The sequence below is a fragment of the Microcoleus sp. Pol11C2 genome (genome assembly GCF_036701505.1).
GTDB lineage: Bacteria > Cyanobacteriota > Cyanobacteriia > Cyanobacteriales > Microcoleaceae > Microcoleus.
The window spans coordinates 19,155-42,668 of the sequence record NZ_JAUBQX010000050.1; the positions used below are offsets into that span (position 1 = coordinate 19,155).

The following is a 23,514-nucleotide window of genomic DNA, read 5'->3' on the forward strand; positions in this document are numbered from 1 at the left end:
TTACTTTTCGGCTGAGCTTTGTTTGCTAACTCGCAGCATCTTATTTCCGCCTTTTTGAAATTCGTAGGGAGCCTCTTGAATTTCTACACTAAAACTTCTCTTTTTCAATTCGGTGACGATCGGGTTTAAGTGCTCGGATTCCTCCCCGCTAAAACTCTGCAATAGAGGAAATACCCGGACTTCATTCGCAACCCGACACATTTCTGTAATTGCTTCCAGATGAAATTCTTCGGAAAGCAGGTGAGAATAAGCAAATAAGAAATGGCTGCACAAAGCTAAATCGAATTGACGGTTCTCGAAAGGCAAAACTGGCAGCTCAGCAGTCATGTACCGGCCTTGCTGCAAACCAGAGGGAAAATCTTCTAAAAATTCCTGCATCGCCTTCATTCGCACTTCGCCTAGCTGGTACGGCGATTCAAAATTGTTCCACAGATAGCCGTCTAGATTTGCCTTAACCCCATCAATGACAGTTTGATATGTTTCTTGGATGCGATCGCCAATTTCCACCGCAGTAAACTGATAAACTGGATCGCAAGAAATTACCTTTTTACCTTGGCGAGTCATTTCGGCATTGAAACTTGCCGGGCCGGCCGCACAATCAAGAATGTTTAGCTTGAGGTCAGTTGAGGTCAAGCTAAACATTCCTATGTATTCATCCAAGCAGCGTCCCCAGGGAATTACTTGCTCCAGTTTTAGTGACACTTGTCTTTGTCCTGCAGAGAGAATTATCTAACATTTTACCTCAAATCAGCACGTTTTTTTTATCCATTTCTTTGGCGGGTTGATTTGTATCCCGAGGTATGTATTAAGAATTTTGCTCAAACGAGATCCTAATCCCGATCGCAGTTGGCAGGCTTTACAGTTTCTTTACAAACAAGGTGCAAAATAGTTAAGTGCGATCGCACAATTTTTATGCTTCCACCTGTGGATTTTGCAGCGAAGCGAGGCTACACTGGACAGCAGGGAAAATAAACTAAAATCAACTAGCTAAATTGCTCTCGTTCATTGGCAGGCTGCAACCAGGGAAGAAAGATGAAACATACCGTTCAAACCGCTACAAGTCTGAGTTTGTCAGCACTCCTGGTGCTATTGAGTTCGCTGCCCACTATAGCTCAGTTGCCTGCCGTCAGAAATCCTGCGCCCGCTAGGAACCCAAACCAACCGAGAGTACCGCCGCCACCGCCTCCGGGTTCGAGTTTGCCGGCGAGTGGCAATTCTGGTTCGCTGACACAAGAAGCAGCTTATACTTTAGGCCCGGGCGATCGCATTGCTTTAGAGATATTCGGCGTCCCTGAATTCAGCAGAGAATATCAAGTGTTAGTTGACGGGACGCTCAATTTGCCAATCATTCGCAGCGTCTCAATTCAAGGGTTGACCCTGCAACAAGCTGCTAACGTGATTACCCAGCGATACGAACCCTTCATCAATGTTCCCGTTGTTACCGTGACTCTGGTCGCGGCTCGCCCCCTAAATATAGGTCTTGCCGGTGAAGTTACTCGCCCGGGTTCCTACAAGATTAATCCCACTAGAGAAGGAACCGGAGGAGGAGTAAAATTCCCGACTTTGATGGAAATGCTGCAACTTGCACAAGGGGTGACATCAGCAGGAGATATGCGAAATGTCCAAATTCGCCGTCCCCGCAGAGGCGGGCCGGCTCAAGTTACTACTGTTGATTTGCAGGATTTTTTAGACACGGGAAATTTGCGTCAAGACGTTACCATTCGAGATGGAGATACAATTTTTGTACCGACAGCAAGTGCTCTCAATACTCAAGAAGTCCGTCAAAGAGCCAGTGCTAATTTTTCCGCTGATATTACTAAACCAATTGGGGTAGTAATTGTCGGGGAAGTAAACCGGCCGGGGCCTTATACTGTATTTGCTTCGGATGTGCGATCGAGCAACCAACAAACAGAGTTGAGTTTTGTATCTATCGACCAACAGCAAGGAGCAGTTGTGGGCTTACCAACAATAACTAGAGCACTGAAAATTGCTGGTGGTATCACTACAGAAGCTGACATTCGCCGCGTGCAAATCCGCCGCCGAGTCAGAGGTGGCAATGAACAAACTATCATGGTAAATCTGTGGGATTTGCTGCAAAAAGGCGACGCAACTCAAGATATCTTGCTGCAAGAAGGAGATAGCGTAATTATCCCGACAGCAGCTACTGTAGACTTAGCTGAAGTTTCTCAAGTCGCAAATAGCAGTTTTTCTCCGAACGCGATTAGCATCAATATTGTAGGAGAAGTAATTAGGCCTGGGGCTTTGCAGGTGCGGCCTAGTACCTCCCTGCACCAAGCTTTACTGACCGCAGGTAGTTTCAATCAATTGCGGGCTAAAAAAGACAAGGTAGAACTATTGCGATTGAACCCCAACGGTACTGTTTCTCGCCGCACGATCGAGGTGGATTTTGCTCAAGGGTTGAATCCTAATAATAACCCCACTCTCCGCAACAACGATGTGATTCTGGTAGCGCGATCGGGCTATGCTAGGGTAGCAGATAATATCAACAGTTTCTTGCAGCCAATAGCAGGAGTAGCAACTGGGGTTAACACTGTTAGCGGCGTTTTTACTGGGTTTCAAGCAACTATCAACGCTTTTCAAAACTTATTTTTGGGAGGGGATTTCGATCGGCGAAATCAGCTCAGACAGCTTCGCGAACAACGTCAAGACAGACAAGAGCAACGTGAAGACCGGTTGCTAGAAAGAGAGCAACAACGTCAAGATAGATTGCAGCAAGCAGAAGACAGAAGACTGCAACTTGAAGACAGAAGACTGCAGCTTGAAGACAGACAGCGGCAAATAGATCTTGAGAATCGGCAAATTCAAATCCAGGAGCAGCAACTCCTGCTCGAGAATCAGCAGCAGCAAATGCAGCCACAGCAAATTCAGCCAACTACTCCTTGATAAGACTCAGGCGTTGAAAGCTAGCCACCCTCTTTATGAATCGGCAGTTGAAACCGCTGCATCGAGTCAAACGAAGTCCAAGCAAAGGGGGACTAAGAAATAAAGGGGGTATTAAAACCGGATTTGCTATTACAGGGCACATCCCAAATCTACGGCAAACATCCTAGGCTTTGCTGATTTACGGTATGAAACGCTAAATATGCCCGTCATAGAAACCAGTATCAACAAAGCTTTTGGATTTTAAAGCTATTTTCTTCATACCCTGATTAAGCAACGCCACTTTGAGATTGCTTCACTGAGTTCGTTGGGCGACAGAAATACGTTACTTTTGCGTGAATCCTGTAATCCTAACAATTCGAGCCTTGAAAGGTATAAGTTGGTACATCAAAGGTAAAGGTTCGATTGACATTGTTCCCCTTTGTCCATGTCCCAAACTACATCAATCATGAGAATTTTTTGTATTTGTGAAAATTAATCAACCTTCTGCCTGCAACAACTGTGGCTGCAAAACCTGATTTAATTTGCCGCTGCGAAACCCCTCCAAATCCAAAGTCGCGTACACAAAACCAAACTCCTGAAACACCGCCACCAATGCAGGCAAATCCGTATTTAGCACAAACTCCTGAATCTCCTCTGCAGGTAACTCAATGCGTGCCGTATCTCCGTCCGATCGCACTCGCAAATTTTTCAGTCCCAACTGCCGCAAATACCGTTCAGCGCGCCCCACTCTTTGCAACTTTCCAACGGTGATTTCTTCGCCGTAAGGAAAGCGCGAACTCAAACAAGGTTGAGCCGGTTTGTCCCACCAAGGCAAACCCAATTCTTTTGCCAATTGCCGCACTTCAAACTTAGTAATTCCTACTTCGGCTAAAGGCGATCGCGCGCCGCGTTCCTTCGCAGCCTGAATTCCGGGACGATAATCCTTTAAATCGTCACCATTAACCCCATCAACCACATAAGGATAACCCTTTGCTAGTGCTAGGGGTTTCAAAGTATCGTGCAGTTCGCTTTTGCAGAAATAGCAGCGGTTAACCGGGTTAGAAGTGTAATTGGGATTTGCCATTTCCTGAGTTTCTACTTCCTCGTGGGCAATGCCAATTTCTGCAGCTTGAATCCGCGCATCTTCTAAATCTTCTGGCAGTAAAGACGGCGAAACTGCCGTCACTGCCAAAGCGCGATCGCCCAATACATCAAAAGCGATTTTGGCTATCAAAGTGCTGTCAATTCCGCCGGAGTAGGCAATCAAAGCCCGTTCCATTTGTGCGAAAATATCTTTTAATTGTTCGAGTTTTTCCACTAACATAATTTCAATTTTTATTACTGCTAAGCTATCGTAATCTAATTTACAGGGTATTTCTATTTAACCTCTTTAGGACTTACGCACGATTGTTTAGAAACCGGGTTTTTTTACGAAAAGACGCGTTGTAGACCGCATATTCGGTAACAAACCCGGTTTCTGGGCCCCGATGCGTAAGTCCCGATATTGTGGGGAGGGAAGAAAAGCCCGCCCAAAGGTACTATTTAAATACAGAACAGCTTATTCGGGATCAATTAAAAGTTTGAGTTTTAGTCGAGATTTCTGAGCTAGCGCCTCCTTGATATTTTAGCGTGATAATTTGATAGATATACTCAAACTTTTGAAAGTAGGGCAGGCGCGTTTTAAAATTCCCTACGGGAAAATATGGCGATCGCTATTGACAGCAGCAGCACCACATACAGCAAACCGTAGCCAGCATCTGTAATCAAACCTGCTAAGTAAGGAACTTGTCCGTAAACAGCATCGTTTCTCAAATTGAATCTGGCTAAATCCGGCAAAACGAGATAAAGTCCCATCATCAATTGTTCAAGGCCAGGATTTTTAGTTAACTTGCCCAAAGCCACTAAATCCCGCGTCGAATGTCCCATTAAATAAACGCCAAATGTCAGTAAAGTCGCCAGCAGGGAACTGCTAAAAACCCCAAATAAAATCCCGACACCAGCCATCAGACACAGCTCAAACCAGATAAACAGCGAAGCGATTAAAATGCTTCCCAAAGGGAAAGGAATGCGGCTCAAACTCAGAATAGCCAGATAGATAACAGTCATTGCCGCTACAAGCACTGCCAGCACCGCCGAGAGCCCTAAGTGCTTGCCCACAATTAATTCAGCCCGACTTATCGGCTTAGCAACTAACAGGTAAACAGTGCGCTTTTCTATTTCTTTGTTGACCAATCCGGTAGCCACAAAAACTGTGGCAATTAGACCGAGAAGGCTCATAGCAGCCAAACCGACATCTAAGATAATTTTCTTCTCGGTTGTCGCCGCCAATTCCGGTATCAACCGTACCGAGGCGCCCATCAACAGAGCAAAAATAATAATTAAGTAAAGGATGCGATCGCGAATTACTTCCCAAAATACATTGGTCGCGACTGTCAAGATTCTTCTCAAGTTCATCTAATTATTAACCCGCTGGAAACTTTCGCAATCAATACTTTAATATAAGGAAGAAGGAAGTTCGGCAAGGAAGCAGTGTAGGGGATTTAAGGGATTTAACGGATTGGATGTTGAAAGAAGAAGTCCGAGGTTCGAGGGAAGATTCTCCCCGATATCCTACTCTCCCCATCTGCGCCTCTCAGGTTCGGATACTCTCCCCATCTCCCCGTCTTCCCCTTTCTTCTGAAACACTTTCCTAACTGCGTGAGACTGGCTCAAACTTGACTGTCCCCCGCCGTTCCATCTTTTTTCTGTCCGGGTTGAGAGCGTTTGATGGCACCGCAGGTTACAGTCGCCCTATTGCCTATCTCGAACACCTCGCAAGATTTGGTAAACGAATATGTTTCCGGTCTAAAAACCAGCCCCAGCCAAATTGCCTCGATCTCTAACTGATAGCGGGAATCTCCTTGGACGATCGAAGTTTTGACATCCCACTTCGCATCTTCTGCGACTACCCCAGTTGTTTTTAAGGCTTGATTCCGCAGAAAAAACCGCTCGTTGTCCATATCTATTAACATTTGCTCTACCTGCGCCCACGGTTTTGTGCGGGCTTCATTTCGCAAATATCCCTCCATTCCATTGAGGATGACAACTCCTCGGGAGCGATTAATAGTTGGCTGTTGAAATGTCACCACATAATCGCTTTGCCTCAAATCCTGGGATAAAACGCTCGGGTACTGTCGTATCCAACCTTGAATTAAAAAGTGAAAAGCAAACCAACAGGAAAACAGCAGGTGAACTAGAGTAATGATCAAAAACTGAGGGCGCACCAACGACCTGATACCTTCCCGTTTTGACTCGCTATTCCAAACCTCTATTGTAGCAAGAACTACTACTGCTATCAGTGGGCCGGATATCCACGCTATTTCCTTCCTATCCGACGGCAATCTTACCAGCAACCACAAGCCAATTAAGATGCTTGTCACCCACGGACTCAGACTTACTCCTTTAATCACAAAAGGTTGCTGGCTGGTCAGCAAACCCATTGAAAGTGTAAAAAATAACCAGCTCATATCAAAAAGTAGAGTTCTCGTCCGCCAGTCAGTGACTGCCGCCACTGTCAGCAAAGCTAAAAAGATGCTGAGTAGTAAAGGAGTCTTCCAGTGAACAACTTTAGGCGGAATCATCGCCTTTTGGATTTTTTTATTGGTTTCCCAAAGGTTGTTCGTCAGCTTAGTGAGTTGCTGAGTGACATCCAACAATTGCTTCATCATAAATTTGAATACACGCTTTGCAAAAACAACACGGTTAAAATAACGACATTGCTAACAATGTGAGCGATTAAAATTCCCCCAAACTGGGTAGTTACTTGAAAAGTTCTTTTGGGAGGACGGCGGGTGAGGGTTGGTGGTCCTAAAAACTGAGGCTTGGAAGCTTTTTTATTGCCGGAAACCATGTTTTCTATGAATTCTAATCCCTGCCATTTAGCTAGAAAAGTTACTGCTAATACTGAGAGTGCTATCATAGTTATTGGAGCGTAAACATTATCCCCACGTCCTAATAAAATATAACCGATAAGCTGTTCCCGCAACTCTTTGCTAAGAACGCTTTCAATTCCGAAGAAAACTAACCAGCCTACGCAAGTGCAAGATAGATTGAGGATGGCGGTATATTCAATGCTGGTTTTGGGGCCGAGTTTAAGTAGTTTTTGCAAAAACCACGATTCGATCGCGATCGCCAAAAACATAATTAAAATTTGCACCAAAACAGTCCGAAATGGGAAAACACTCGCAATCATAAGCCTTTAGGTATATCAGTCCGTGTTAAATTTTAATTGTACAGCACAAACGCAATAATCTTAACCGGAGGTTTTAGTACCTAATTGCGTTAGATCGCTGCTTAAAAGATTGGGGGTTAGAAGTTATCGTATAATCTGTTGAGATCCGCCAACAGAATGGAAAAATTAAACATTCAAGGCGCGCGATCGAATACCCACCCCGATACAGACTCAAACAACTGCTGATTATGGTAAGGAATGGCATTGGTATTCGGACAGCCTCATCCCGGTCGGAACGCGCCGCAGGTCAGATTCACGTCTACGACGGCGCTGGTAAAGGCAAGTCTCAGGCAGCTTTGGGAGTAGTGTTGCGGTCGATCGGGCTGGGTATCAATTCTGACTCGCCCACGCGAGTCTTGTTGCTGCGCTTTCTCAAAGGCCCCGGCCGCTCCTACGACGAAGACGGGGCAATAGAAGCGTTGCAACGGGCGTTTCCGCACTTGATCGACCAAGTGCGCACCGGCCGTGCCGAATATTTTGGGGCCGAAGCAATCACCCGCTTCGATCGCGCAGAAGCTCAGCGAGGGTGGGATATCGCCAAAGGAGCGATCGCCAGCGAACTCTATTCCGTAGTGGTACTAGACGAACTAAACCCCGTATTGGACTTGGGTTTGCTGCCAGTTGACGAAGTAGTCCAAACCCTCAAAAACAAACCAGAATATTTAGAAGTCATCGCCACAGGCCGAGCGGCCCCCGAAGCTTTGCTGGAGATTGCCGACTTACACTCAGAAATGAAGCCCCACTATCACCCCGCAGCGGCAGAGCATCATATTTCGGGGATCGAAATATACACGGGAGCGGGCAAAGGCAAGTCTACGAGCGCTTTGGGCAAAGCTTTGCAGGCAATAGGTAGGGGTATCAGTCAAGACCAATCTCACCGGGTGTTAATCGTGCAATGGCTCAAAGGTGGCACCGGTTATACAGAAGATGCGGCGATCGCAGCTTTGCGCCAAAGCTATCCACAGCTAGTAGACCACCAGCGGTGCGGCCGAGATGCTATAGTTTGGCGGGGGCAACAGCAAGAGCTAGACTGCATAGAAGCAGAACGCGGCTGGGAAATCGCCAAATGTGCGATCGCCAGCGGCTGGTACAAAACGATTATTCTCGACGAACTCAATCCCACAGTAGACTTAGAACTGCTGCCGGTAGAGCCGATCGTCGAAGCCCTGCTACGCAAGCCGCGGGATACAGAAATTATTATCACCGGGCGTTGCCACAAACCCCACGCTTACTTTGACTTGGCAAGCGTACACTCCGAGGTATACTGTCACAAACACTACGGCGATCGGGGCGTAGAACTAAAGCGGGGCGTAGACTTTTAAAGCCCGGAGCGGTACGCAGTTCAATCCGGGTCAGAATTATTAAATGACGACCCTGCCTGGAAAACCGGAAATTGCCACAAAGCCTTGGTACCAAGTAACAAATCTCCCAATTTCCCTTGTCTTCCCGATCACCCAGATCTGCCTTTTTTAATCTTTAATTTCCTCCTCCGGAGGCGATCCCCGACCGCCAATCCAGAATGGAACATTAAGAATATGAGCCGCGTCTTATTGAGCGTGAGCACCTGAGACAGTGCACCAGGATTATTAAAGGGTGAAGACTTTGAAAATAAAAGCTTACAAGCAAAAAATCCGCGAGGGAGAAAGTCTAGACAGGGTTAACGCCAGTAGGCTAGACTTGCGGCTGGCAAACAGGTTAAACTACAGCGGAATCCAAACATTCGGTGTTCTAGGCAGTGTCTGTAGTCGCACCAGCGATGACCAACAAGTAGAGGAGTGAAGCTTTATGACAACGTTAGATGACAATCCTAATCAACTAGATTTAAACCTTCCGGGACTAGGGCCGGATACAGTATTCGCCGGAGAGGGGGCGGATTTCGTTAGAACTTCCACCCTGGGCGGCAGCTTAATATTTGGCCAAGGCGATAACGATACTCTGATTTCAGTTGGCCCGAACGATACCATATACGGCGGCGACGACGAAGATTCAATCAGATCCCAGCGGACTCCGGCTTTGCTGTTTGGCGACGCAGGCTCGGACACCATAATCGCTGAAGCCCGCGCTACCTTGGCCGGCGGCCAGGGAGAAGACATCCTCCAAGGTACTGTCGAAGCTAACCTGATGTTTGGTAATCAGGGCGCAGATACGATGCTGGGAGGGGCGCAGAGAGGAGATTCCCTCTACGGCGGTAAGGACAATGACGCCATCGGCTTCTTCATCGCAGGCGGTGGCAACAACCTCTCTTTAGACGGTGGTTTGGGTATTGGCTTCGCTGGCAATGAAGGCAGCAACTACTTGCGGGGTGATTTGGGCGACGACTTAGTTGTAGGTATCAATGTAAGAGACAGTCTCTTTGGCGGTAGAGGCAACGACACCCTAAGAGGTGTGGCAAGCAACAGCTACCTGTCGGGCGATCTTGACGACGACATCTTATTCATTACCAACAGTACCCAGACAAGCCCGTTTGCTCCGGGGAGCGTCATTACGATCGGCATTGAGAGAACCACCTTGATTGGCGGTGGCGGCAACGATTCTCTCTACGGCGCGATCGGCGAGTTTGAAGCCGGCCGAAACTTCTTTGAGGGCGGCGACGGCAACGACACGATCACGGTTTTTGCCACGCAGGATACCGCTTTGGGAGGTGCAGGCGACGACTTCATCCAGTCATCCAGGGTATCGAATCTAACTTTGAGCGGAGGCGCCCAGAGTTCATTTGGAGGCTTCGCGGGTCGCAACTTGCTCGACGGCGGAGTAGGCAATGACACGATCGTTGCAGCTTTTGTGACGGATACAATGATCGGCGGTGAAGGCAACGACAACCTGAGCGGTACCTTTACTAATGCAGCCGGTGGAGATGGCAACGATACTATCGATGCTACCAAGGCCATTTTTGCTGGTACTGGTACTGCTTTGATTACTCTCGAAGGCGCGCTGGGCAACGATCTGTTAATTGGCTACACCAATCCTACTACTGGCAGCACCTTCACCGTCACCAACCTCATGAACGGTGGCGAGGGAAGTGACACAATCATCTTTGGCAGCGCGCGCGATCGCGTGATTGGCAACGTTGCGGGTAACGACTTCATCTCCTACGCTAGCGGCGTCAGCTTTACCGGTCTTACAGCGCCAAACTTGATTAGCGATACCTTAGGCAGCAACTTCATTATTGGTGGCAACGGCACTGATGTGGTCACTACTGGTAACGGGGATGACATCCTGTTCGGCGACTCATCCAATGCTACCGACTCCCTCGGAGGAGCCGGGGACGATACCTTAAATGCCGCTGCCGGAAACGACACCCTGCTGGGCGGCTTTGGTAAGGACTATTTGATCGGCGGCGACGGCAACGACTCTCTCGGCGGCGGGCCTGGTGCTGACACCCTGATTGGCGGATCGGGTAATGACAACTTCTACTACAACAACTTCGGCGAGGGCGCCGTGGGTACCGACACAGACCAAATCGGCGATTTTACGATCGGCCAAGACAAGTTTATCTTCCAAATCAATGGCTCCAACGGCTTCCCCAACTTGAGGGTAGTGCCAAATACGAATCGAATTTCTTCGCAGGCGTTCTTGGCGATTGAGAGTGGGTCTTACAAGAGCAGTTTTGGTCCTGCCGGGGCGGGCCCGACAGAACCGTTCGTCTTTTATGAGAATTCAACTGGACGACTAGGATTTGACTCTGACGGTTTTGGTGGTGCTGACCCAGGCGTGACGCTGGCCAATCTGAATGGCAGACCGGGCATTACGGCTGCTGACATTACCCTGATTTAATTTGGGTAAAAGTGGGTGGGGTCGATTGTGAAACATCGCCCTACCAACTCTCAAAACTAATTCTGCTTTGTTTCGAGCTGGGGATATCCATCCCTGGCTTTTTTATTGGCATTGGGAATTGGGCATCGGCCAAACAGGGCATTGGCCAAACAGCATCTTCGCCCTGCGTAGCGGAGGGATTGGGCAAAAAAGTAGAATCTGTAGGGGCGCGTTCACCCATGAATTTTACCACCCCTCAATTCGCCGATGAATTTTGCCACGCACCAATAATGTTGATAAACCCGCCCCCACCCAACAAATAACCCCGATTAAGCATCGTCGCCCAACCATTCAATTCAATTAATTCTGAATTTGGGGCTGGGGGGAGGTAGGTTTATGAGATGGTTAGTTTTGGGCAATTATGGTGTGTAAAACCCGTCCCAAGATATTGTTACTAATGATTTAAGCTCATTATAAAAACAATCCCGCAAACATATCGTTTGCGGGATTTAGTAGGCAGGAAACTTGTAGCAAATACTGTTACTAAGCTTTGTCTACAATCTCTTTTGCTTTATCTTTGAGATCTTCTTTCAGGTGAATTGCTGATGCTTCGTCCTGCTTGGCTTGACCTTCTAATTTATCTTTCTGATTGCCTGTAACTTCGCTAACAGCTTCTTGGATTTTGCCTTCAATATTCTTGGCTGTTGCTTCGACTCTATTTTCAATGCTCATAATTTTATATTCTAACTCTACAACTATAATCTATACTTTTAAAGCTGAGTCTATATCCCTCTTTAGATAGATTTGGTATTACGTTTATTTGTAAGTGAAAGGTTCCATTGGAATTTCCACGAGTTTATTTCGGGAGGAAAAACCGGATTTAATGCCGATCGCAGATTTCGGCACTTTAAACTTTTTCGCCAACAGCATGATTAATTCTTGATTGGCTTTACCATCGACTGGCGGCGACTTGAGATGTATTGTGAGGCTGCCGTCTGGTTGCTCTTCGATGCTTTGCTGTTTGGAATTCGGTTTAACTTTGACTGTGAAAATAGTCACACTTCGACTTTCTCTGAATGTTCGATCTTCGTTCCCAAAACTTTCAGGAATTCAGCCAGCCAGTTAGGATGTGCTGGCCACGCGGGGGCGGTGACTAAATTGCCATCGACTACGGCTTCGGTAACTGGAACTTCTGTATATTTGCCGCCGGCCCGGAGTACGTCGGGGCTGCAAGCGGGGTATGCGGTGCAGCGTTTGCCTTCGAGTACGCCTGCTGCTGTTAGAACCTGTAAGCCGTGACAAATAGATGCGATCGGCTTTTTGCTGTTGGCAAAGTAGCGGGTAATTTGCAGCACTTGTTCGTTGAGGCGGATGTATTCTGGGGCGCGTCCTCCCGGGATAATCAAAGCGTCGTAGTCGGCCGGGTTGATTTCGTCAAAAGTCGCGTTCAAAGTGAAGTTGTGACCGGGTTTTTCGCTGTATGTTTGATCGCCTTCAAAGTCGTGAATAGCGGTGCGAATTGTTTGGCCTGCAGCTTTGTCCGGGCAGACGGCGTGGACGGTGTGACCTACCATTTGCAGTGCTTGGAAAGGCACCATTACTTCGTAGTCTTCTACAAAGTCGCCGACTAACATTAAGATTTTTTTGGCTGTCATGTTTCCCACTCCTGTTATTTTGAGTGTGTTAAATAGGATTAAAAAAAAATGCGGGGCAGTGAAAAAGCTTGCCCCGCAAGCTATTCTGGAATCTAGAAACCGTTGCGTCCCCAAATGACCATTGAAATTGAGAAGGAGAACAGAACTAGCACCGAAACCCAACCGAGTGACAAAATATCCATAGCTATTTATTGAACAAACTGTACAAAGTGACTCCAAACCTTATGATAAGTCAATTTGAGCCATTTTTGAAATGAGGGCGCTGTGAAGGATTCGTCAAATTTTAGTGCCGCTGAACGGGTAGAATCTTTGAAGGCAGGGAGTGTTGCTGCTTTGTCTTGTTTGCTGGGTTTTGGGGCGATCGCCCTTGGTAATAGCTTAATTCTAGCGGATAGGTTGGATTCTCTGGCGAGTTTGCAGGTAAGGGAAATTGACCTAAATTTTGCCTTCAGAGGGGCGATCGCACTTTTGGGCGGTTTTTTGTTCGGCGTGACTTACCGCTATGCGATTCGCCGAGATGTTAACCCGCAACTTAAATCTGGTGCGGTGTTGGCTTTTGGGTTGGTGCGGGCTTTTGGACAATTGGATGCTGGATTGTTTTTTGAACCCGGCAAGATGCCCGCACTACAGGAGTTATTGCCGTTTGCGGTTCGCGGTGTCGAGAGTGTGGTATTGTTTGCGATCGCGGGTTTGGTTTTGGATTGGGCGATCGGGCGATCGTGGATTAAGCCTTTCGATTCTTGAGTGCGATCGGGTTTTACTCACATCAGGCACCATTTTGTGGAACAGGCAAGATGCCTGTTCCACAAAAGTTTAATTTATTGTGGGGTGGGCTTCTAGCCCGCCCAAAAAATACAATTTAGATGCCAAACAGCTTATTTTGCGCTAAACCCGCCCCTAAAGATTTAACACCTCAAATTCTGGATTGCCGTAAAGCATTTGCCTGTCTACCGCCGACAAAACTTTATTGTTAGCAGCATCAGAAACTAAACACTGACAAACTAGCTGCGCTACATCCGCCCGGTGAATAGTTCCAGCAACTCGACAATCTTCTGTTAAAATGCCGTTGCCTGTGGCAGGTTCCGATTTTAGTCCGCCCGGACGAATCACTGTATAAATCATCCCGCTTTCTATCAAATGATTTTCGGCTTTTTCTTTCTCAATTAAGACCGGGCCCAAAGTTTCCAAAACTTGCGGTTGCAAAGCAGTGGCACTGTTACCGCTACCGATGGATGAAACTAAAATAAATTTTTGCACGCCTGCTTTGACAGCCGCATCAATCAAGTTTTTGTTGCCCAAATAATCGGATCTTTCTCCATCTTTTGGCAAGCCGCCAATTGTGCTTATTACGGCATGAATTGGCTCACCGCCAGCCATCGCAGCTTCCATAGCGGCAGCATCCAAAGCATCGCCTGTCACGACTTTGATGCCCATGGTTTCTAATTCGGTGTTGGTAGCGGGCGATCGCAAAAGTGCAGTTACTTGCATATTTTGTGCAATCAGACATTTCGCGATTTCTAAGCCGACTCCTCGACTAGCACCAGCTAAAAAAATGTGGGATTTCTCTGTCATATTAATTGTGTTTTAAGTGGTGCAGAAATTGGTTTATTTGACTGTGGAACAGTATACAACAATCCTCTGTAAATTTTTAAATTAGTTTTTTTTAACTGCAGAGGGCGCAGAGGGCGCAGAGGAAGAGAGGGGAAGGATTCGCAATTACCTCTTCCCAATTTCCAATTTACGTTAGATTTTTTTGCCTACCATTACTACCCAAGATTGAGCTTCGCGGGGTAAGCCGGGGGGGCGATAGTAGTGATTGACAATTGCAAATCCTGCTTGTTCTAAACAAGGCGCTAAAGTATGATATTCCCATCCAGCAGTATAGCGTTTTCCAGTCGGCCGCTCGTCGTATCCCTCCCAATTTCCCCGGCACATTGACATGACAATTGCACCGCTAACAACTAAGGCTTTGTGCAAATCTTGCAGCACTTTTACCATCTCATCGCTGGGAACGTGAATCAGGGAAGCATTGGCAAAAATACCGTCAAATTCTGCTTTTGGCAAGTCTAGATTCAGAAAAGACTGCTGCCAAACTTCGCATCCCGATAACTTCTTAGCTATTTCTACAAAAGCCGGAGTTGCATCTAAGCCTACAACTGTGTGTCCTTGGCTCTTGAACGCTACTAAATCTCGTCCCGGGCCGCATCCTATATCGAGAATTTTACCGGGATTGCGGGGCATAGCAGCGGTCAGTGCCTCGCGATTTTGGGATACGTCGTGATGCCAAGTTCCTTCTCGGAAAGATTCGGCAGTTAGCTGGTATTCTGCGATCGTAATTTCTTCGCGTTTGTCCACAATTTCCCCCCCTTGTAAGATTTTAGATTTTAGATTTTAGATTTTAGATTGAAGAATGTCAACCGGATAATAGGGATTTCTGACTACAATCTAAGAACTTACGGCTGACGCATTTGCTACCTCAGAAATCCGGTTTCTCTTCCCATGCGTAAACGTGAAATATAGATATTGGGTAGGGACACGGCACAGCCGTGTCCTACTCTATTTCATCCGATTGAAAACTACTATAATAGTTAAACAACCAGGGTTTTTTGTTCGGGTTTGGTAACTGCTGAATCAACTTCTAAAAGAGAACCTTCCGGGGATTCGATCGCAAATCCCGCATCTCGAATCATGTCCCAATCTTGATGGGCAGCTTGTCCGGGAGTTGTCAGATAATCGCCCACAAAGATAGAATTAGCCGGGTAAAGTCCCAGAGGTTGCAGCGATCGCAAATGCACCTCGCGTCCCCCAGCAATCCGAATTTCTTGACTGGGAAGCAAAAATCGGAACAAACAGAGAATTCGCAAACATTGGCGGGGAGTTAACCTGTTCACCTCTGCAAATGGCGTGCCGGGAATCGGAATGAAAAAGTTGACCGGCACGCTAGTAACGCCCAAGTTGCGAAGCGAAAGCGCTAAATCGATCGCATCATCATCCGATTCGCCCATCCCCAAAATTCCGCCGGAACAAGTTGTGATTCCCGCTGCTTTTACGTGTTCGACGGTTTCAACCCGATCGCCAAAAGTGTGAGTCGTGCAAATGTCCGAGTGATATGATTCGGAAGTATTGAGGTTGTGATTTACGCGATCGACTCCAGCTTTAGCCAGCCGATGAGTTTGCTCCTCGCTCAACAATCCCAAACAAGCGCAAATTTTCAGGTTATAATTTGCCTTCACAGTCTCAACCGCATCCAAAACGCGATCGAAAGTAGATGCGTTGGGTTGGCGGCCCGAAATCACCAAACAAAACGTACCAGCTTTTAACTCTGCTGCGCGTTGGGCGGCATCTAGAATTTTCTCCTTAGCTAAAAGCGGATATTTCTCAATTTCCGCAGTCGAAATTTTTGACTGAGAACAATAATGGCAATCTTCAGGACAAAGACCACTTTGAGCATTTAACAAATAGTGCAGCCTGACTCGGTTTCCCCAGTAGTGGCGGCGCACCCGATAAGCTGCGTTTAGTTGTTCCAGCAAAACCTCATCCGGTGCGCGCAATACGGCTAAAGATTGCTCGCGAGAGATACATTTGCCCGCCAGCGCGTCGTCAGCCAAATCGTTCCAATTGGGTAAATTCATTACTAAAATTAAAGGGTTTACAGAGTATCCAAAACCTGACGAATTACCCGATAAATCGATTCTAGTTCATCAGGAGAAATGCAGTAGGGAGGCATCAAGTAAAGCGTATTTCCCAAGGGGCGGAGCAAAAACCCCGCTTCGAGAAATCTGGCTTTCAATACAGGAGCGATGTCATTAAAATAACCGGAAACGCTTTCCGTTTTCACATCCATTGCTGCGATGGTGCCGCAAGTCCGAATCCGTTCGAGTTTAGGATGATTTCTCAGCCATTGATTCAGGTATTGGCGGTGCAATTTTTCCATTCCTTGATACACATTTGGGTTTTGCTCCAAAAGCTCCAAGGATGCTACACTCACCGCACAAGCTAAGGGATTTCCGGTGTAAGAATGGCTGTGAAAAAAAGCTTTGTCCGGTTCATCTCGCCAGAAGGCTTGATAAATATCCTCCGATGCCATTGTGACAGCAAGTGGCAAACAGCCGCCAGACAATCCTTTAGACAAACACAGGATATCCGGTGAAGTTGCAGATTTAACAGAGGCAAACAGTTCGCCCGTGCGGCCAAAACCAGTCATTACTTCATCGTAAATCAACAATACATTAAACTGGCGGGCAAGTTGTGCGAGATCCTGCAAAAACTCAGGGCGGCACATTCGCATTCCCCCGGCACCTTGCACCAAAGGTTCGATAAAAATTCCCGCATAGCCGCCCTGCTTTAACAAAAACTCCAATTTCTCCAAACTCGCCGCCTCTTTGCTTTCCACCTCCTCATCGCCGTCAAAAGTCGCGGGAAAAGGAACAACATCCCCAGCAAACATTAAAGGTGCAAAAGATTCCCACCACAGCGAACTTCTCCCAGCAGACATCGCGCCCACAGTATCGCCATGATAACCTCCCTCAAAACTAATAAAGCTAGTGCGGTTAGTTTCTCCGAGATTGCGCCAATATTGAAAAGCCATTTTCAGAGCAACTTCAACAGCAGTCGATCCGTTATCAGAAAAGAAAATCCGCGTTAAAGAAGCAGGCGTATGAGTTAGCAATTTATTAGCAAGTTTCTGGGCAGGTTCGTGAGTAAATCCCGCAAAGATTACGTGTTCTAACTTTTGGGCTTGTTCGTAAAGAGCCTCAGCGAGAACCGGATGGCTGTGCCCGTGAACAGTCACCCACCAACTCGAAATGCAGTCGAGAATTTGCCGTCCGTCTGCTAATTCCAGCACCGATCCTTTGCCGCGAATTACCTTCAGCGGCGGGGCAGCCGTTTTCATTTGCGTGAAGGGCTGCCAAATCGGTGAAGTTGAAGAATTCTGTTCCTGATTCGCAGTCATTTTTACCAATCAAACTAATATTAAGTTGTCTTTTAATATAGCAAGTTTAACTCACTTATAAACTTTTTATTTTTGATTCTTTCTTCTCCTCTTCCTTCGTGTCCTTAGCGTCTTCGCGGTTCCTTCAAAAAAAATCTAGTTTGGTGTCGATGGGGGCTGCCTGGAAACGTCAGCCCCCATACCACGTATTCGCGGGCGATGGTTAAAATTGTCAGTTACAATTTTCTGCCTTTGAGCAAATAAGTCGTCATAGATCCTTTGCCTTTAACATTGATTTTACCGCGCTTTTCCAACAAATACTTATCGCACAGCAACTCATAAGTTGAGTTGCTAACTTGAATTTTACCCGGAAGTCCCTGAGATTCCATGCGGCTTGCTGTATTGACAGCATCTCCCCACAAATCGTAAATAAACTTTTTAGTGCCGATAACACCTGCTACAACAGGCCCAGTATTAATGCCAATGCGGATATTGAGAGGTTTACCGCATTCGTCGCGGAATTTCATAATTTCTTGCTGCATTTCCAGAGCCATTTCGGCAATAGATTCAGCGTGATTTGTACAGGGAAGTGGCAAACCGCCTGCTACCATATAATTGTCGCCTATCGTCTTAATTTTTTCTAAGCCGTATTGTTCGCTCAACCTATCGAAAGATGAAAATATTTTGTTAAGTAATTCTACTAATTCTTCAGGAGACGTGCGCGAAGATATTTCGGTAAAGCCCACAATATCAGCAAACAAAACCGTAACCTCGGCAAATCCATCCGCAATATTTATCTGACCTTGTTTTAGGCGATCGGCAATCATTACCGGTAATATATTTAGTAATAAACGTTCCGACTTTTCTTGTTCGGCGCGCAATATTTCCTCAGCTTGTTTCCGCTGTGCGATTTCCTTGTAAACTCGGTGAAACATTTGATTAAATGCGACCATGAGTTCTCCTAACTCGTCATCCCGTTTGACAGACAGAGAGTAGAAATCAGGTTGTTCTCGATCTTTGCTCAAAGCGTCTCCGGCGGCGATCAAGTCATCGCGCAATCTCAAGAGAGGTGAAATTACTGTCACCCCTAAAAAAAACATAGTAACAGAAGTGACAAAGGCTGATATAATGATGACTAGAACGGCAATCCGCCCGATAAATGCGTAGAGTTCCGGTTGAACGGTGGAAGCATCGTGGCGAACAATTAAGATGTAATCGCCTCCAAAATGTCGCTCTGTCCAAGCAATATCGTAGCGCTTGCCATCGAAATTGTGACTGTGAACTATACGAGCTCTTTTTAGTTGCTTTAAACTGATTTCTGGGGGTTCGCCAAGTGTATATATTAGCTGACCGTTAGCTTGGTAAATAGATAGTCCTAATACTACTTGAGAATCCTTAATAATATTTTTTACTTCTTCTTGCAAGAAAGTGCGATCGGAAATATCTTGTTGAAGCAAAAACTCTAGGGAATCAACAGTCGCGCGAGATACCTGTTCTAGTTGACTTAAAAGTTCATTTTCTCGCCGAAAATAAGAGGGAACTAAAATAATTCCCTCTATGACAAGAATGCTAGCAAATACCCACAAAGCTATTTGCCTAGACAAGCGAGATTGGAAAAATTTTAAGAATGATAAAATCCGCGATCGCATAAAATTTACTATTTTGCCAATGGCTAATGTAGGACATAGGAAAAAAACCGGGTTTCTGGTAATCAATTTTGGGTGTGTCAATGAAGCAACCGCGCAGAAACCGGGTTTCTCACATCCCCTGTTTAATTCCTGTAATGTTCAGCAGTCAACAGCCAGCAGTTATTAACTGTTAGTTCTTGGCTGACGACTAACAACGAATGACTGATGACTTCGGACTAAGTAGCATACCCCTTAATAATATAATAAACAAATTAAACCGAAACTGCGCTGACTAGCCTGCCCGCAAGCAGATAAGTATTCATATCGCCCTTACCTTTGATGTGGATAATTCCTCTGTCTTCAAACAGATACTTATTTTGCAAGATATCGTAAGTTGATTGTGTGACTTGAATCGCCCCGGCAATCCCGTGGGATTCCATGCGGGATGCTGTATTGACGGCATCGCCCCAGAGGTCGTAAATAAATTTTTTAGTGCCAATAACCCCCGCAATTGCAGGCCCGGTATTGATGCCGATGCGAATGTTAATTTCTGTATGATGTTTGGGATTAAATTTTGCTAATTCCTCCTGCATATCTAAAGCCATTTCCGCAATGCTTTCCGCGTGGTTGGTGCTGGGATTTGGCAAACCTCCCACTACCATGTAAGCATCTCCAATTGTTTTGATTTTTTCCAAGCCGTACTTTTCCGTTAAACCATCGAAGGCTGAAAAAATTTCGTTGAGAAACTTGAGCAATTCTTCGGGAGATATTTGTGATGAAAGCACCGTAAAGCCCACGATATCCGCAAACAAAATCGTGACTTCTGCGAAGCCGTCAGCAATACTGCTTTGACCGTTTTTTAGCTTGGCAGCAATGGATTCGGGTAAAATATTGAGCAGCAGGCGATCGCTCTTTTCCTGTTCTTTCAGCAATTCTACATTAGTTTCTTGCAATTGTGCCGTGCGTTCCCTGACGCGCTGTTCTAATTGTTTAGCATTTTGGCGCAACCTGCTGATCGATAAAGTCAATCCTGTGATTCCTAAAAATGAAAGTCCTGCTAACAGTAAAAACAGGTTTTTAAGTTCACTTTGAGTAGTTTTAGTTATGGTATCGAGAGGTTGAATAATTTCTAATATTCCCCGTACATCGCCCACTTTCCAATCATTTTTAGGACTGTCGCGGTGAGTATTGTGACAGTTAACGCAGCTAGGACTTAGAATATCTGCCTCGGCATATCGAAAGGCTGGCTTGCCGCGATAATTATCAACTCGGAAAAATTTTTGTGTCGGATTTTTCGTCAAGTAGGTAATAGCTTGCCGTTCAAAATCGTCTCGGACTCCGCCTTCTTTTCGCCGCCAGGGAAACGGGTAGTCGCTGTATAGACGAAGTAACACTTCGGGATTTTTGTTAGTGATCTGGTTGCCCAGTTCTATTAAGAAAGTTGCCGGTACCGGAATAGTTACTTTTGTCGGCTTGTAGTCGTGAGTAAAGTTAATTGCTTTAGCGGTGTTGAGAGGATTGACAACATCCGAACTATAAAGGGTGCGGGCTTCTTTAACAGCTTGGGCATAGAGGGTGGCATTTTGGAGGGCTTGCGATTCAATTAGGGTTGAGGAAAGACGAGACATATTTGCCATCGCTACTCCTACACCTACACAAAATAAAATTGTCACCGCAAGCAGAATTCGCTTGTAAATTAATTGGCTGATGGCAGCCGGAATTCTAGAAATCAACTGGCGCATGGTATCCTCAAGCGTGAGGTTTAATCTTGATTGGAATTTATGCACTACTAACATAACACTGCTTGTTCAGAGTGTTTTGCTGGCGTCAGGGGTAAAGCCAGACTGGAGAGTGCAAGGGATGGTTAATTATTGATTACCGCGAGTGTTTCGCTTATCCGTAAGAATACGCATAACTTGATAGTGGTTTTCTGTTAAGTAAAGTACAGATGATCGTGTAAGGACACGGCAGTGCCGTGTCCCTAGTTCACGCATTTTTTGTTCTATTTCGGTTAGGATAGCAATTGTAGTCTATAGTTGGCGATCGTGAATTCTGACTCTACTGTCTCACCTACTAACAAGGAAATTTTTCCGGGAGAAGTTTTCGTCAATACTGCTGATTTTGATACCGGCATTCGGCGACTTTTACCTAAATATGACGAAATGCTGGATGTATTAGCAGGCTGCATTGCTAACACAAACCATCGCATTTTAGAACTCGGCTGCGGGACGGGGGAACTCACTTTAAAAGTTCTCCAACGCTACCCATCGGCGGAAATAGTTGCTGTCGATTACTCGCCGCGAATGCTTGATTTTGCCCGCGCCAAAATAGAGTCGGCAGGATACGCAGCCCGGTGGACTGGTTTAGAAATGGATTTTGGAGAATGGGCAAACAATCCAAATTTATCAGGCTTGGGCGATAAATTCAATGCTTGCATTTCCTCTCTGGCAATTCATCATCTTGAGGATGAGATGAAGTTGAAATTGTTTCAACGCATTCGCGAAAGTTTAAATGCTGGTGGCTGTTTTTGGAATGCCGATCCTCTTTTAGCAGAATCGGCAGCAATGAAAGATATTTATCAAGCGGCGCGAGAAGATTGGGCGCGAAATCAGGGGGAAACCTTAGCACAAATTCGCGCAAATGTGGGGACGAGTGTCTCTTACGGGTATTCTAATCCCGATCGCCTAGCTACACTTTCGGCACATTTGGAAATGCTGGCAAAAGCAGGGTTTGAGACTGTTGCAGTTCCTTGGAAATACTACGGTATGGCAGTGTTTGGGGGATTTGTTAATTGAAAAAAGCAGTCTTGGAGGCAGAACTTCTATATGTAGGGTGCGCTTCGGCACACCTTACTACTTAAATAAAGATTGCAGTTAGTATTTTATCTTACTAATTTCTGCTTGATAAAATATATAATACTGCCAGCATGGAGGAAACAAAATGACTGCAACTGCGATTCAAAGTATTGACTGGGATGCTTTTTCTTCGGAACTCTCGGGAATTGAAATAATTAGCGATCGCGCGCAAGTTGTCAAGCTATCTCAAGACTATTATCACTTCAGTCCAGTTTTGCAACCTCTCTTAAGTGATAAAACAGGAGATTTAGTAGTTCGTCCCGCCAGCGAAGCCGAAGTTTTGCGGATTGCAGCAGCCTGCGTCAAATCCAAAATTCCGCTAACTGTTAGAGGTGCAGGAACGGGCAATTACGGGCAGTGCATTCCCCTCAAGGGCGGCGTCATTTTAGATACCAGCAAAATGAACAGTATCCGCTGGATCAAACCGGGTTTAGCTTGCGTAGAACCAGGGGTGAAAATGTCGGTTTTCGACAAACAAGCGCGAGAAACGGGTTGGGAATTGCGGATGGTTCCCTCAACCTATCGCACCGCAACGATTGGGGGATTTATCGGCGGCGGTAGCGGGGGAATTGGTTCGATAACTTACGGGCAATTGCGCGATCGAGGAAATCTTCATGCCGTTCGAGTCGTTACAATGGAAGACGATCCCCGCGTCATCGAATTGCGCGGCGATGAAGTGCAAAAAGTCAATCACGCTTACGGCACAAATGGGATTATTACGGAGTTAGAAATTCCCCTCGCCCCTGCTTATCCTTGGGCGGAAATCATCGTCGCTTTTGACGATTTTATGACATCGGCTAACTTCGGTAAAGCTTTGGGCGATGCTGACGGAATTATCAAAAAACTAATTTGTGTTTGTGCTTGGCCGATTCCTGCTTATTTTGCTGCTTTCCGCGAGGAGATTCCTGAAGGTAAGCACTGCGCTTTGTTAATGGTAGCTGAATCTTGTCTGGAACCGCTGCAAGATTTGGTGCGCGAATATGGTGGCACAATTTGCTATCAAAAAAACGCGCAAGCAGCGAGCAAAGGCGCAGCAATTGCTGAATTTACTTGGAATCATACAACTCTGCACGCTCGCAGCGCTGACCCATCTCTGACTTATTTGCAGACGCTTTTTCCCCCCGATAAAGGTTTGAAGTTAATTGAGGAACTGTACCATTATTATGGGGATGAGGTGATGATGCACTTGGAGTTTTTGCGGATGAATGGCAGGGCGATCGCGGCTGCTTTGCAAATAGTTCGCTACACTACGGAATCACGGCTCAATGAAATTATTCGCTATCACGAAGAGCAAGGCGCACTGATTGCTAATCCTCACACTTATATATTGGAAGATGGAGGGATGAAAAGTATTAATGTGGAACAGTTGCAGTTTAAAGAGTTGGTCGATCCTTACGGTTTGCTTAATCCGGGTAAAATGCGGGGGTGGTTGGAACGGGATTAAGGGGAATGGTTTTTAGCTGGGGGGGTGACAAAAAGGTCTAGGAGATAGACCGAATAAGGGTTGCAGCCCCCATACCTTGTTGATAAAAGCGAC

General features: G+C 46.2%; 23 protein-coding genes. 7 read left to right on the forward strand and 16 right to left on the reverse strand.

Features of this window, described 5'->3' with window-relative positions:
• Window positions 1-702 (reverse strand): class I SAM-dependent methyltransferase, encoded by a 702-nt coding sequence (locus tag QUA42_RS22360; RefSeq protein WP_333140176.1) that lies wholly within the window; start codon window positions 700-702, stop codon window positions 1-3.
• Between the two features lie 330 nt (window positions 703-1,032).
• On the opposite strand from QUA42_RS22360, the gene QUA42_RS22365 reads away from it, so the two are divergent.
• Window positions 1,033-2,904: a polysaccharide biosynthesis/export family protein gene (locus QUA42_RS22365; protein ID WP_333140178.1), complete on the forward strand. Its 1,872-nt coding sequence runs from the start codon at window positions 1,033-1,035 to the stop codon at window positions 2,902-2,904.
• Between the two features lie 475 nt (window positions 2,905-3,379).
• On the opposite strand, the gene larE is transcribed toward QUA42_RS22365, so the two are convergent.
• The 4 genes from larE to fraC all read right to left on the reverse strand — a co-directional run bounded on the left by larE (window position 3,380) and on the right by fraC (window position 7,114).
• The gene (gene larE, locus QUA42_RS22370) at window positions 3,380-4,207 is read right to left on the reverse strand and encodes an ATP-dependent sacrificial sulfur transferase LarE (RefSeq protein ID WP_333140180.1); all 828 of its coding nucleotides are present in this window, start codon (window positions 4,205-4,207) and stop codon (window positions 3,380-3,382) included.
• A gap of 356 nt (window positions 4,208-4,563) precedes the next feature.
• A complete protein-coding gene (locus QUA42_RS22375; protein WP_333140182.1) occupies window positions 4,564-5,337 on the reverse strand; it encodes an ABC transporter permease in 774 nt (257 codons plus the stop codon).
• Between the two features lie 254 nt (window positions 5,338-5,591).
• Window positions 5,592-6,590 (reverse strand): DUF5357 family protein, encoded by a 999-nt coding sequence (locus QUA42_RS22380; RefSeq protein WP_333140184.1) that lies wholly within the window; start codon window positions 6,588-6,590, stop codon window positions 5,592-5,594.
• Window positions 6,587-7,114 carry a filament integrity protein FraC gene (gene fraC, locus QUA42_RS22385; RefSeq protein WP_333140186.1) on the reverse strand — a complete coding sequence of 176 codons (528 nt, stop codon included), beginning with the start codon at window positions 7,112-7,114 and terminating at the stop codon, window positions 6,587-6,589. Before fraC ends, QUA42_RS22380 begins: the two co-directional genes overlap by 4 nt.
• A 227-nt stretch (window positions 7,115-7,341) precedes the next feature.
• Here fraC and QUA42_RS22390 point away from each other — a divergent pair, with 227 nt between their 5' ends.
• The 3 genes from QUA42_RS22390 to QUA42_RS22400 all read left to right on the forward strand — a co-directional run bounded on the left by QUA42_RS22390 (window position 7,342) and on the right by QUA42_RS22400 (window position 10,927).
• Window positions 7,342-8,475: a cob(I)yrinic acid a,c-diamide adenosyltransferase gene (locus tag QUA42_RS22390; protein WP_333039380.1), complete on the forward strand. Its 1,134-nt coding sequence runs from the start codon at window positions 7,342-7,344 to the stop codon at window positions 8,473-8,475.
• Between the two features lie 280 nt (window positions 8,476-8,755).
• Window positions 8,756-8,932, forward strand: a complete 177-nt coding sequence (locus QUA42_RS22395) for a hypothetical protein (protein WP_333060313.1) — start codon at window positions 8,756-8,758, stop codon at window positions 8,930-8,932.
• A 6-nt stretch (window positions 8,933-8,938) separates the two neighbouring features.
• Window positions 8,939-10,927 (forward strand): calcium-binding protein, encoded by a 1,989-nt coding sequence (locus tag QUA42_RS22400; protein ID WP_333140188.1) that lies wholly within the window; start codon window positions 8,939-8,941, stop codon window positions 10,925-10,927.
• A gap of 40 nt (window positions 10,928-10,967) precedes the next feature.
• On the opposite strand, the gene QUA42_RS22405 is transcribed toward QUA42_RS22400, so the two are convergent.
• The 5 genes from QUA42_RS22405 to petN form a co-directional block, all read right to left on the reverse strand.
• Window positions 10,968-11,147, reverse strand: coding sequence for a hypothetical protein (locus QUA42_RS22405; protein WP_333140190.1), 180 nt, complete (start codon window positions 11,145-11,147; stop codon window positions 10,968-10,970).
• A 302-nt stretch (window positions 11,148-11,449) separates the two neighbouring features.
• Window positions 11,450-11,638, reverse strand: a complete 189-nt coding sequence (locus tag QUA42_RS22410) for a CsbD family protein (protein WP_333069342.1) — start codon at window positions 11,636-11,638, stop codon at window positions 11,450-11,452.
• A gap of 84 nt (window positions 11,639-11,722) precedes the next feature.
• On the reverse strand, window positions 11,723-11,965 hold the full coding sequence (locus QUA42_RS22415; protein WP_333140192.1) for a DUF167 domain-containing protein: 243 nt from the start codon (window positions 11,963-11,965) through the stop codon (window positions 11,723-11,725).
• Window positions 11,962-12,561 (reverse strand): DJ-1/PfpI family protein, encoded by a 600-nt coding sequence (locus QUA42_RS22420; RefSeq protein ID WP_006631014.1) that lies wholly within the window; start codon window positions 12,559-12,561, stop codon window positions 11,962-11,964. The genes QUA42_RS22415 and QUA42_RS22420 overlap by 4 nt, the downstream gene beginning before the upstream one ends.
• A gap of 92 nt (window positions 12,562-12,653) precedes the next feature.
• On the reverse strand, window positions 12,654-12,743 hold the full coding sequence (gene petN, locus QUA42_RS22425) for a cytochrome b6-f complex subunit PetN (RefSeq protein ID WP_071883976.1): 90 nt from the start codon (window positions 12,741-12,743) through the stop codon (window positions 12,654-12,656).
• Between the two features lie 82 nt (window positions 12,744-12,825).
• Between petN and QUA42_RS22430 the strand changes: the two genes are divergently transcribed.
• Window positions 12,826-13,305: a hypothetical protein gene (locus QUA42_RS22430; protein ID WP_333140195.1), complete on the forward strand. Its 480-nt coding sequence runs from the start codon at window positions 12,826-12,828 to the stop codon at window positions 13,303-13,305.
• Between the two features lie 153 nt (window positions 13,306-13,458).
• On the opposite strand, the gene QUA42_RS22435 is transcribed toward QUA42_RS22430, so the two are convergent.
• The 6 genes from QUA42_RS22435 to QUA42_RS27860 form a co-directional block, all read right to left on the reverse strand.
• Window positions 13,459-14,133: an SDR family oxidoreductase gene (locus QUA42_RS22435; RefSeq protein WP_333140197.1), complete on the reverse strand. Its 675-nt coding sequence runs from the start codon at window positions 14,131-14,133 to the stop codon at window positions 13,459-13,461.
• 171 nt (window positions 14,134-14,304) lie between these two features.
• Entirely contained in the window at window positions 14,305-14,916 is a 612-nt protein-coding gene (locus QUA42_RS22440) for a class I SAM-dependent methyltransferase (RefSeq protein ID WP_333140198.1), read from the reverse strand.
• Between the two features lie 233 nt (window positions 14,917-15,149).
• Window positions 15,150-16,193, reverse strand: coding sequence for a biotin synthase BioB (bioB, locus tag QUA42_RS22445; RefSeq protein ID WP_333140200.1), 1,044 nt, complete (start codon window positions 16,191-16,193; stop codon window positions 15,150-15,152).
• Window positions 16,194-16,210: 17 nt separating this feature from the next.
• Window positions 16,211-17,515, reverse strand: a complete 1,305-nt coding sequence (gene bioA, locus QUA42_RS22450; protein ID WP_333140202.1) for an adenosylmethionine--8-amino-7-oxononanoate transaminase — start codon at window positions 17,513-17,515, stop codon at window positions 16,211-16,213.
• A 215-nt stretch (window positions 17,516-17,730) separates the two neighbouring features.
• Window positions 17,731-19,143, reverse strand: a complete 1,413-nt coding sequence (locus QUA42_RS22455) for an adenylate/guanylate cyclase domain-containing protein (protein WP_333140204.1) — start codon at window positions 19,141-19,143, stop codon at window positions 17,731-17,733.
• 251 nt (window positions 19,144-19,394) lie between these two features.
• Entirely contained in the window at window positions 19,395-20,864 is a 1,470-nt protein-coding gene (locus tag QUA42_RS27860) for an adenylate/guanylate cyclase domain-containing protein (RefSeq protein WP_445301351.1), read from the reverse strand.
• A 303-nt stretch (window positions 20,865-21,167) separates the two neighbouring features.
• Here QUA42_RS27860 and QUA42_RS22470 point away from each other — a divergent pair, with 303 nt between their 5' ends.
• Together QUA42_RS22470 and QUA42_RS22475 are read left to right on the forward strand one after the other, a co-directional pair.
• Window positions 21,168-21,917, forward strand: coding sequence for a methyltransferase domain-containing protein (locus QUA42_RS22470; protein WP_333140206.1), 750 nt, complete (start codon window positions 21,168-21,170; stop codon window positions 21,915-21,917).
• A gap of 145 nt (window positions 21,918-22,062) precedes the next feature.
• The gene (locus QUA42_RS22475; protein WP_333140208.1) at window positions 22,063-23,421 is read left to right on the forward strand and encodes an FAD-binding oxidoreductase; all 1,359 of its coding nucleotides are present in this window, start codon (window positions 22,063-22,065) and stop codon (window positions 23,419-23,421) included.
• Window positions 23,422-23,514: the final 93 nt, after the last annotated feature.

Bases quoted from the DNA above. Each gene is read 5' to 3' on its own strand.
- QUA42_RS22365 (WP_333140178.1), top strand. From the start codon at position 1,033: ATGAAACATACCGTTCAAACCGCTACAAGTCTGAGTTTGTCAGCACTC.
- larE (WP_333140180.1), bottom strand. From the start codon at position 4,207: ATGTTAGTGGAAAAACTCGAACAATTAAAAGATATTTTCGCACAAATG.
- QUA42_RS22375 (WP_333140182.1), bottom strand. From the start codon at position 5,337: ATGAACTTGAGAAGAATCTTGACAGTCGCGACCAATGTATTTTGGGAA.
- QUA42_RS22380 (WP_333140184.1), bottom strand. From the start codon at position 6,590: ATGATGAAGCAATTGTTGGATGTCACTCAGCAACTCACTAAGCTGACG.
- fraC (WP_333140186.1), bottom strand. From the start codon at position 7,114: ATGATTGCGAGTGTTTTCCCATTTCGGACTGTTTTGGTGCAAATTTTA.
- QUA42_RS22390 (WP_333039380.1), top strand. From the start codon at position 7,342: ATGGTAAGGAATGGCATTGGTATTCGGACAGCCTCATCCCGGTCGGAA.
- QUA42_RS22400 (WP_333140188.1), top strand. From the start codon at position 8,939: ATGACAACGTTAGATGACAATCCTAATCAACTAGATTTAAACCTTCCG.
- QUA42_RS22405 (WP_333140190.1), bottom strand. From the start codon at position 11,147: ATGGGTGAACGCGCCCCTACAGATTCTACTTTTTTGCCCAATCCCTCC.
- QUA42_RS22410 (WP_333069342.1), bottom strand. From the start codon at position 11,638: ATGAGCATTGAAAATAGAGTCGAAGCAACAGCCAAGAATATTGAAGGC.
- QUA42_RS22420 (WP_006631014.1), bottom strand. From the start codon at position 12,561: ATGACAGCCAAAAAAATCTTAATGTTAGTCGGCGACTTTGTAGAAGAC.
- petN (WP_071883976.1), bottom strand. From the start codon at position 12,743: ATGGATATTTTGTCACTCGGTTGGGTTTCGGTGCTAGTTCTGTTCTCC.
- QUA42_RS22435 (WP_333140197.1), bottom strand. From the start codon at position 14,133: ATGACAGAGAAATCCCACATTTTTTTAGCTGGTGCTAGTCGAGGAGTC.
- bioB (WP_333140200.1), bottom strand. From the start codon at position 16,193: ATGAATTTACCCAATTGGAACGATTTGGCTGACGACGCGCTGGCGGGC.
- bioA (WP_333140202.1), bottom strand. From the start codon at position 17,515: ATGACTGCGAATCAGGAACAGAATTCTTCAACTTCACCGATTTGGCAG.
- QUA42_RS22455 (WP_333140204.1), bottom strand. From the start codon at position 19,143: ATGCGATCGCGGATTTTATCATTCTTAAAATTTTTCCAATCTCGCTTG.
- QUA42_RS27860 (WP_445301351.1), bottom strand. From the start codon at position 20,864: ATGCGCCAGTTGATTTCTAGAATTCCGGCTGCCATCAGCCAATTAATT.
- QUA42_RS22475 (WP_333140208.1), top strand. From the start codon at position 22,063: ATGACTGCAACTGCGATTCAAAGTATTGACTGGGATGCTTTTTCTTCG.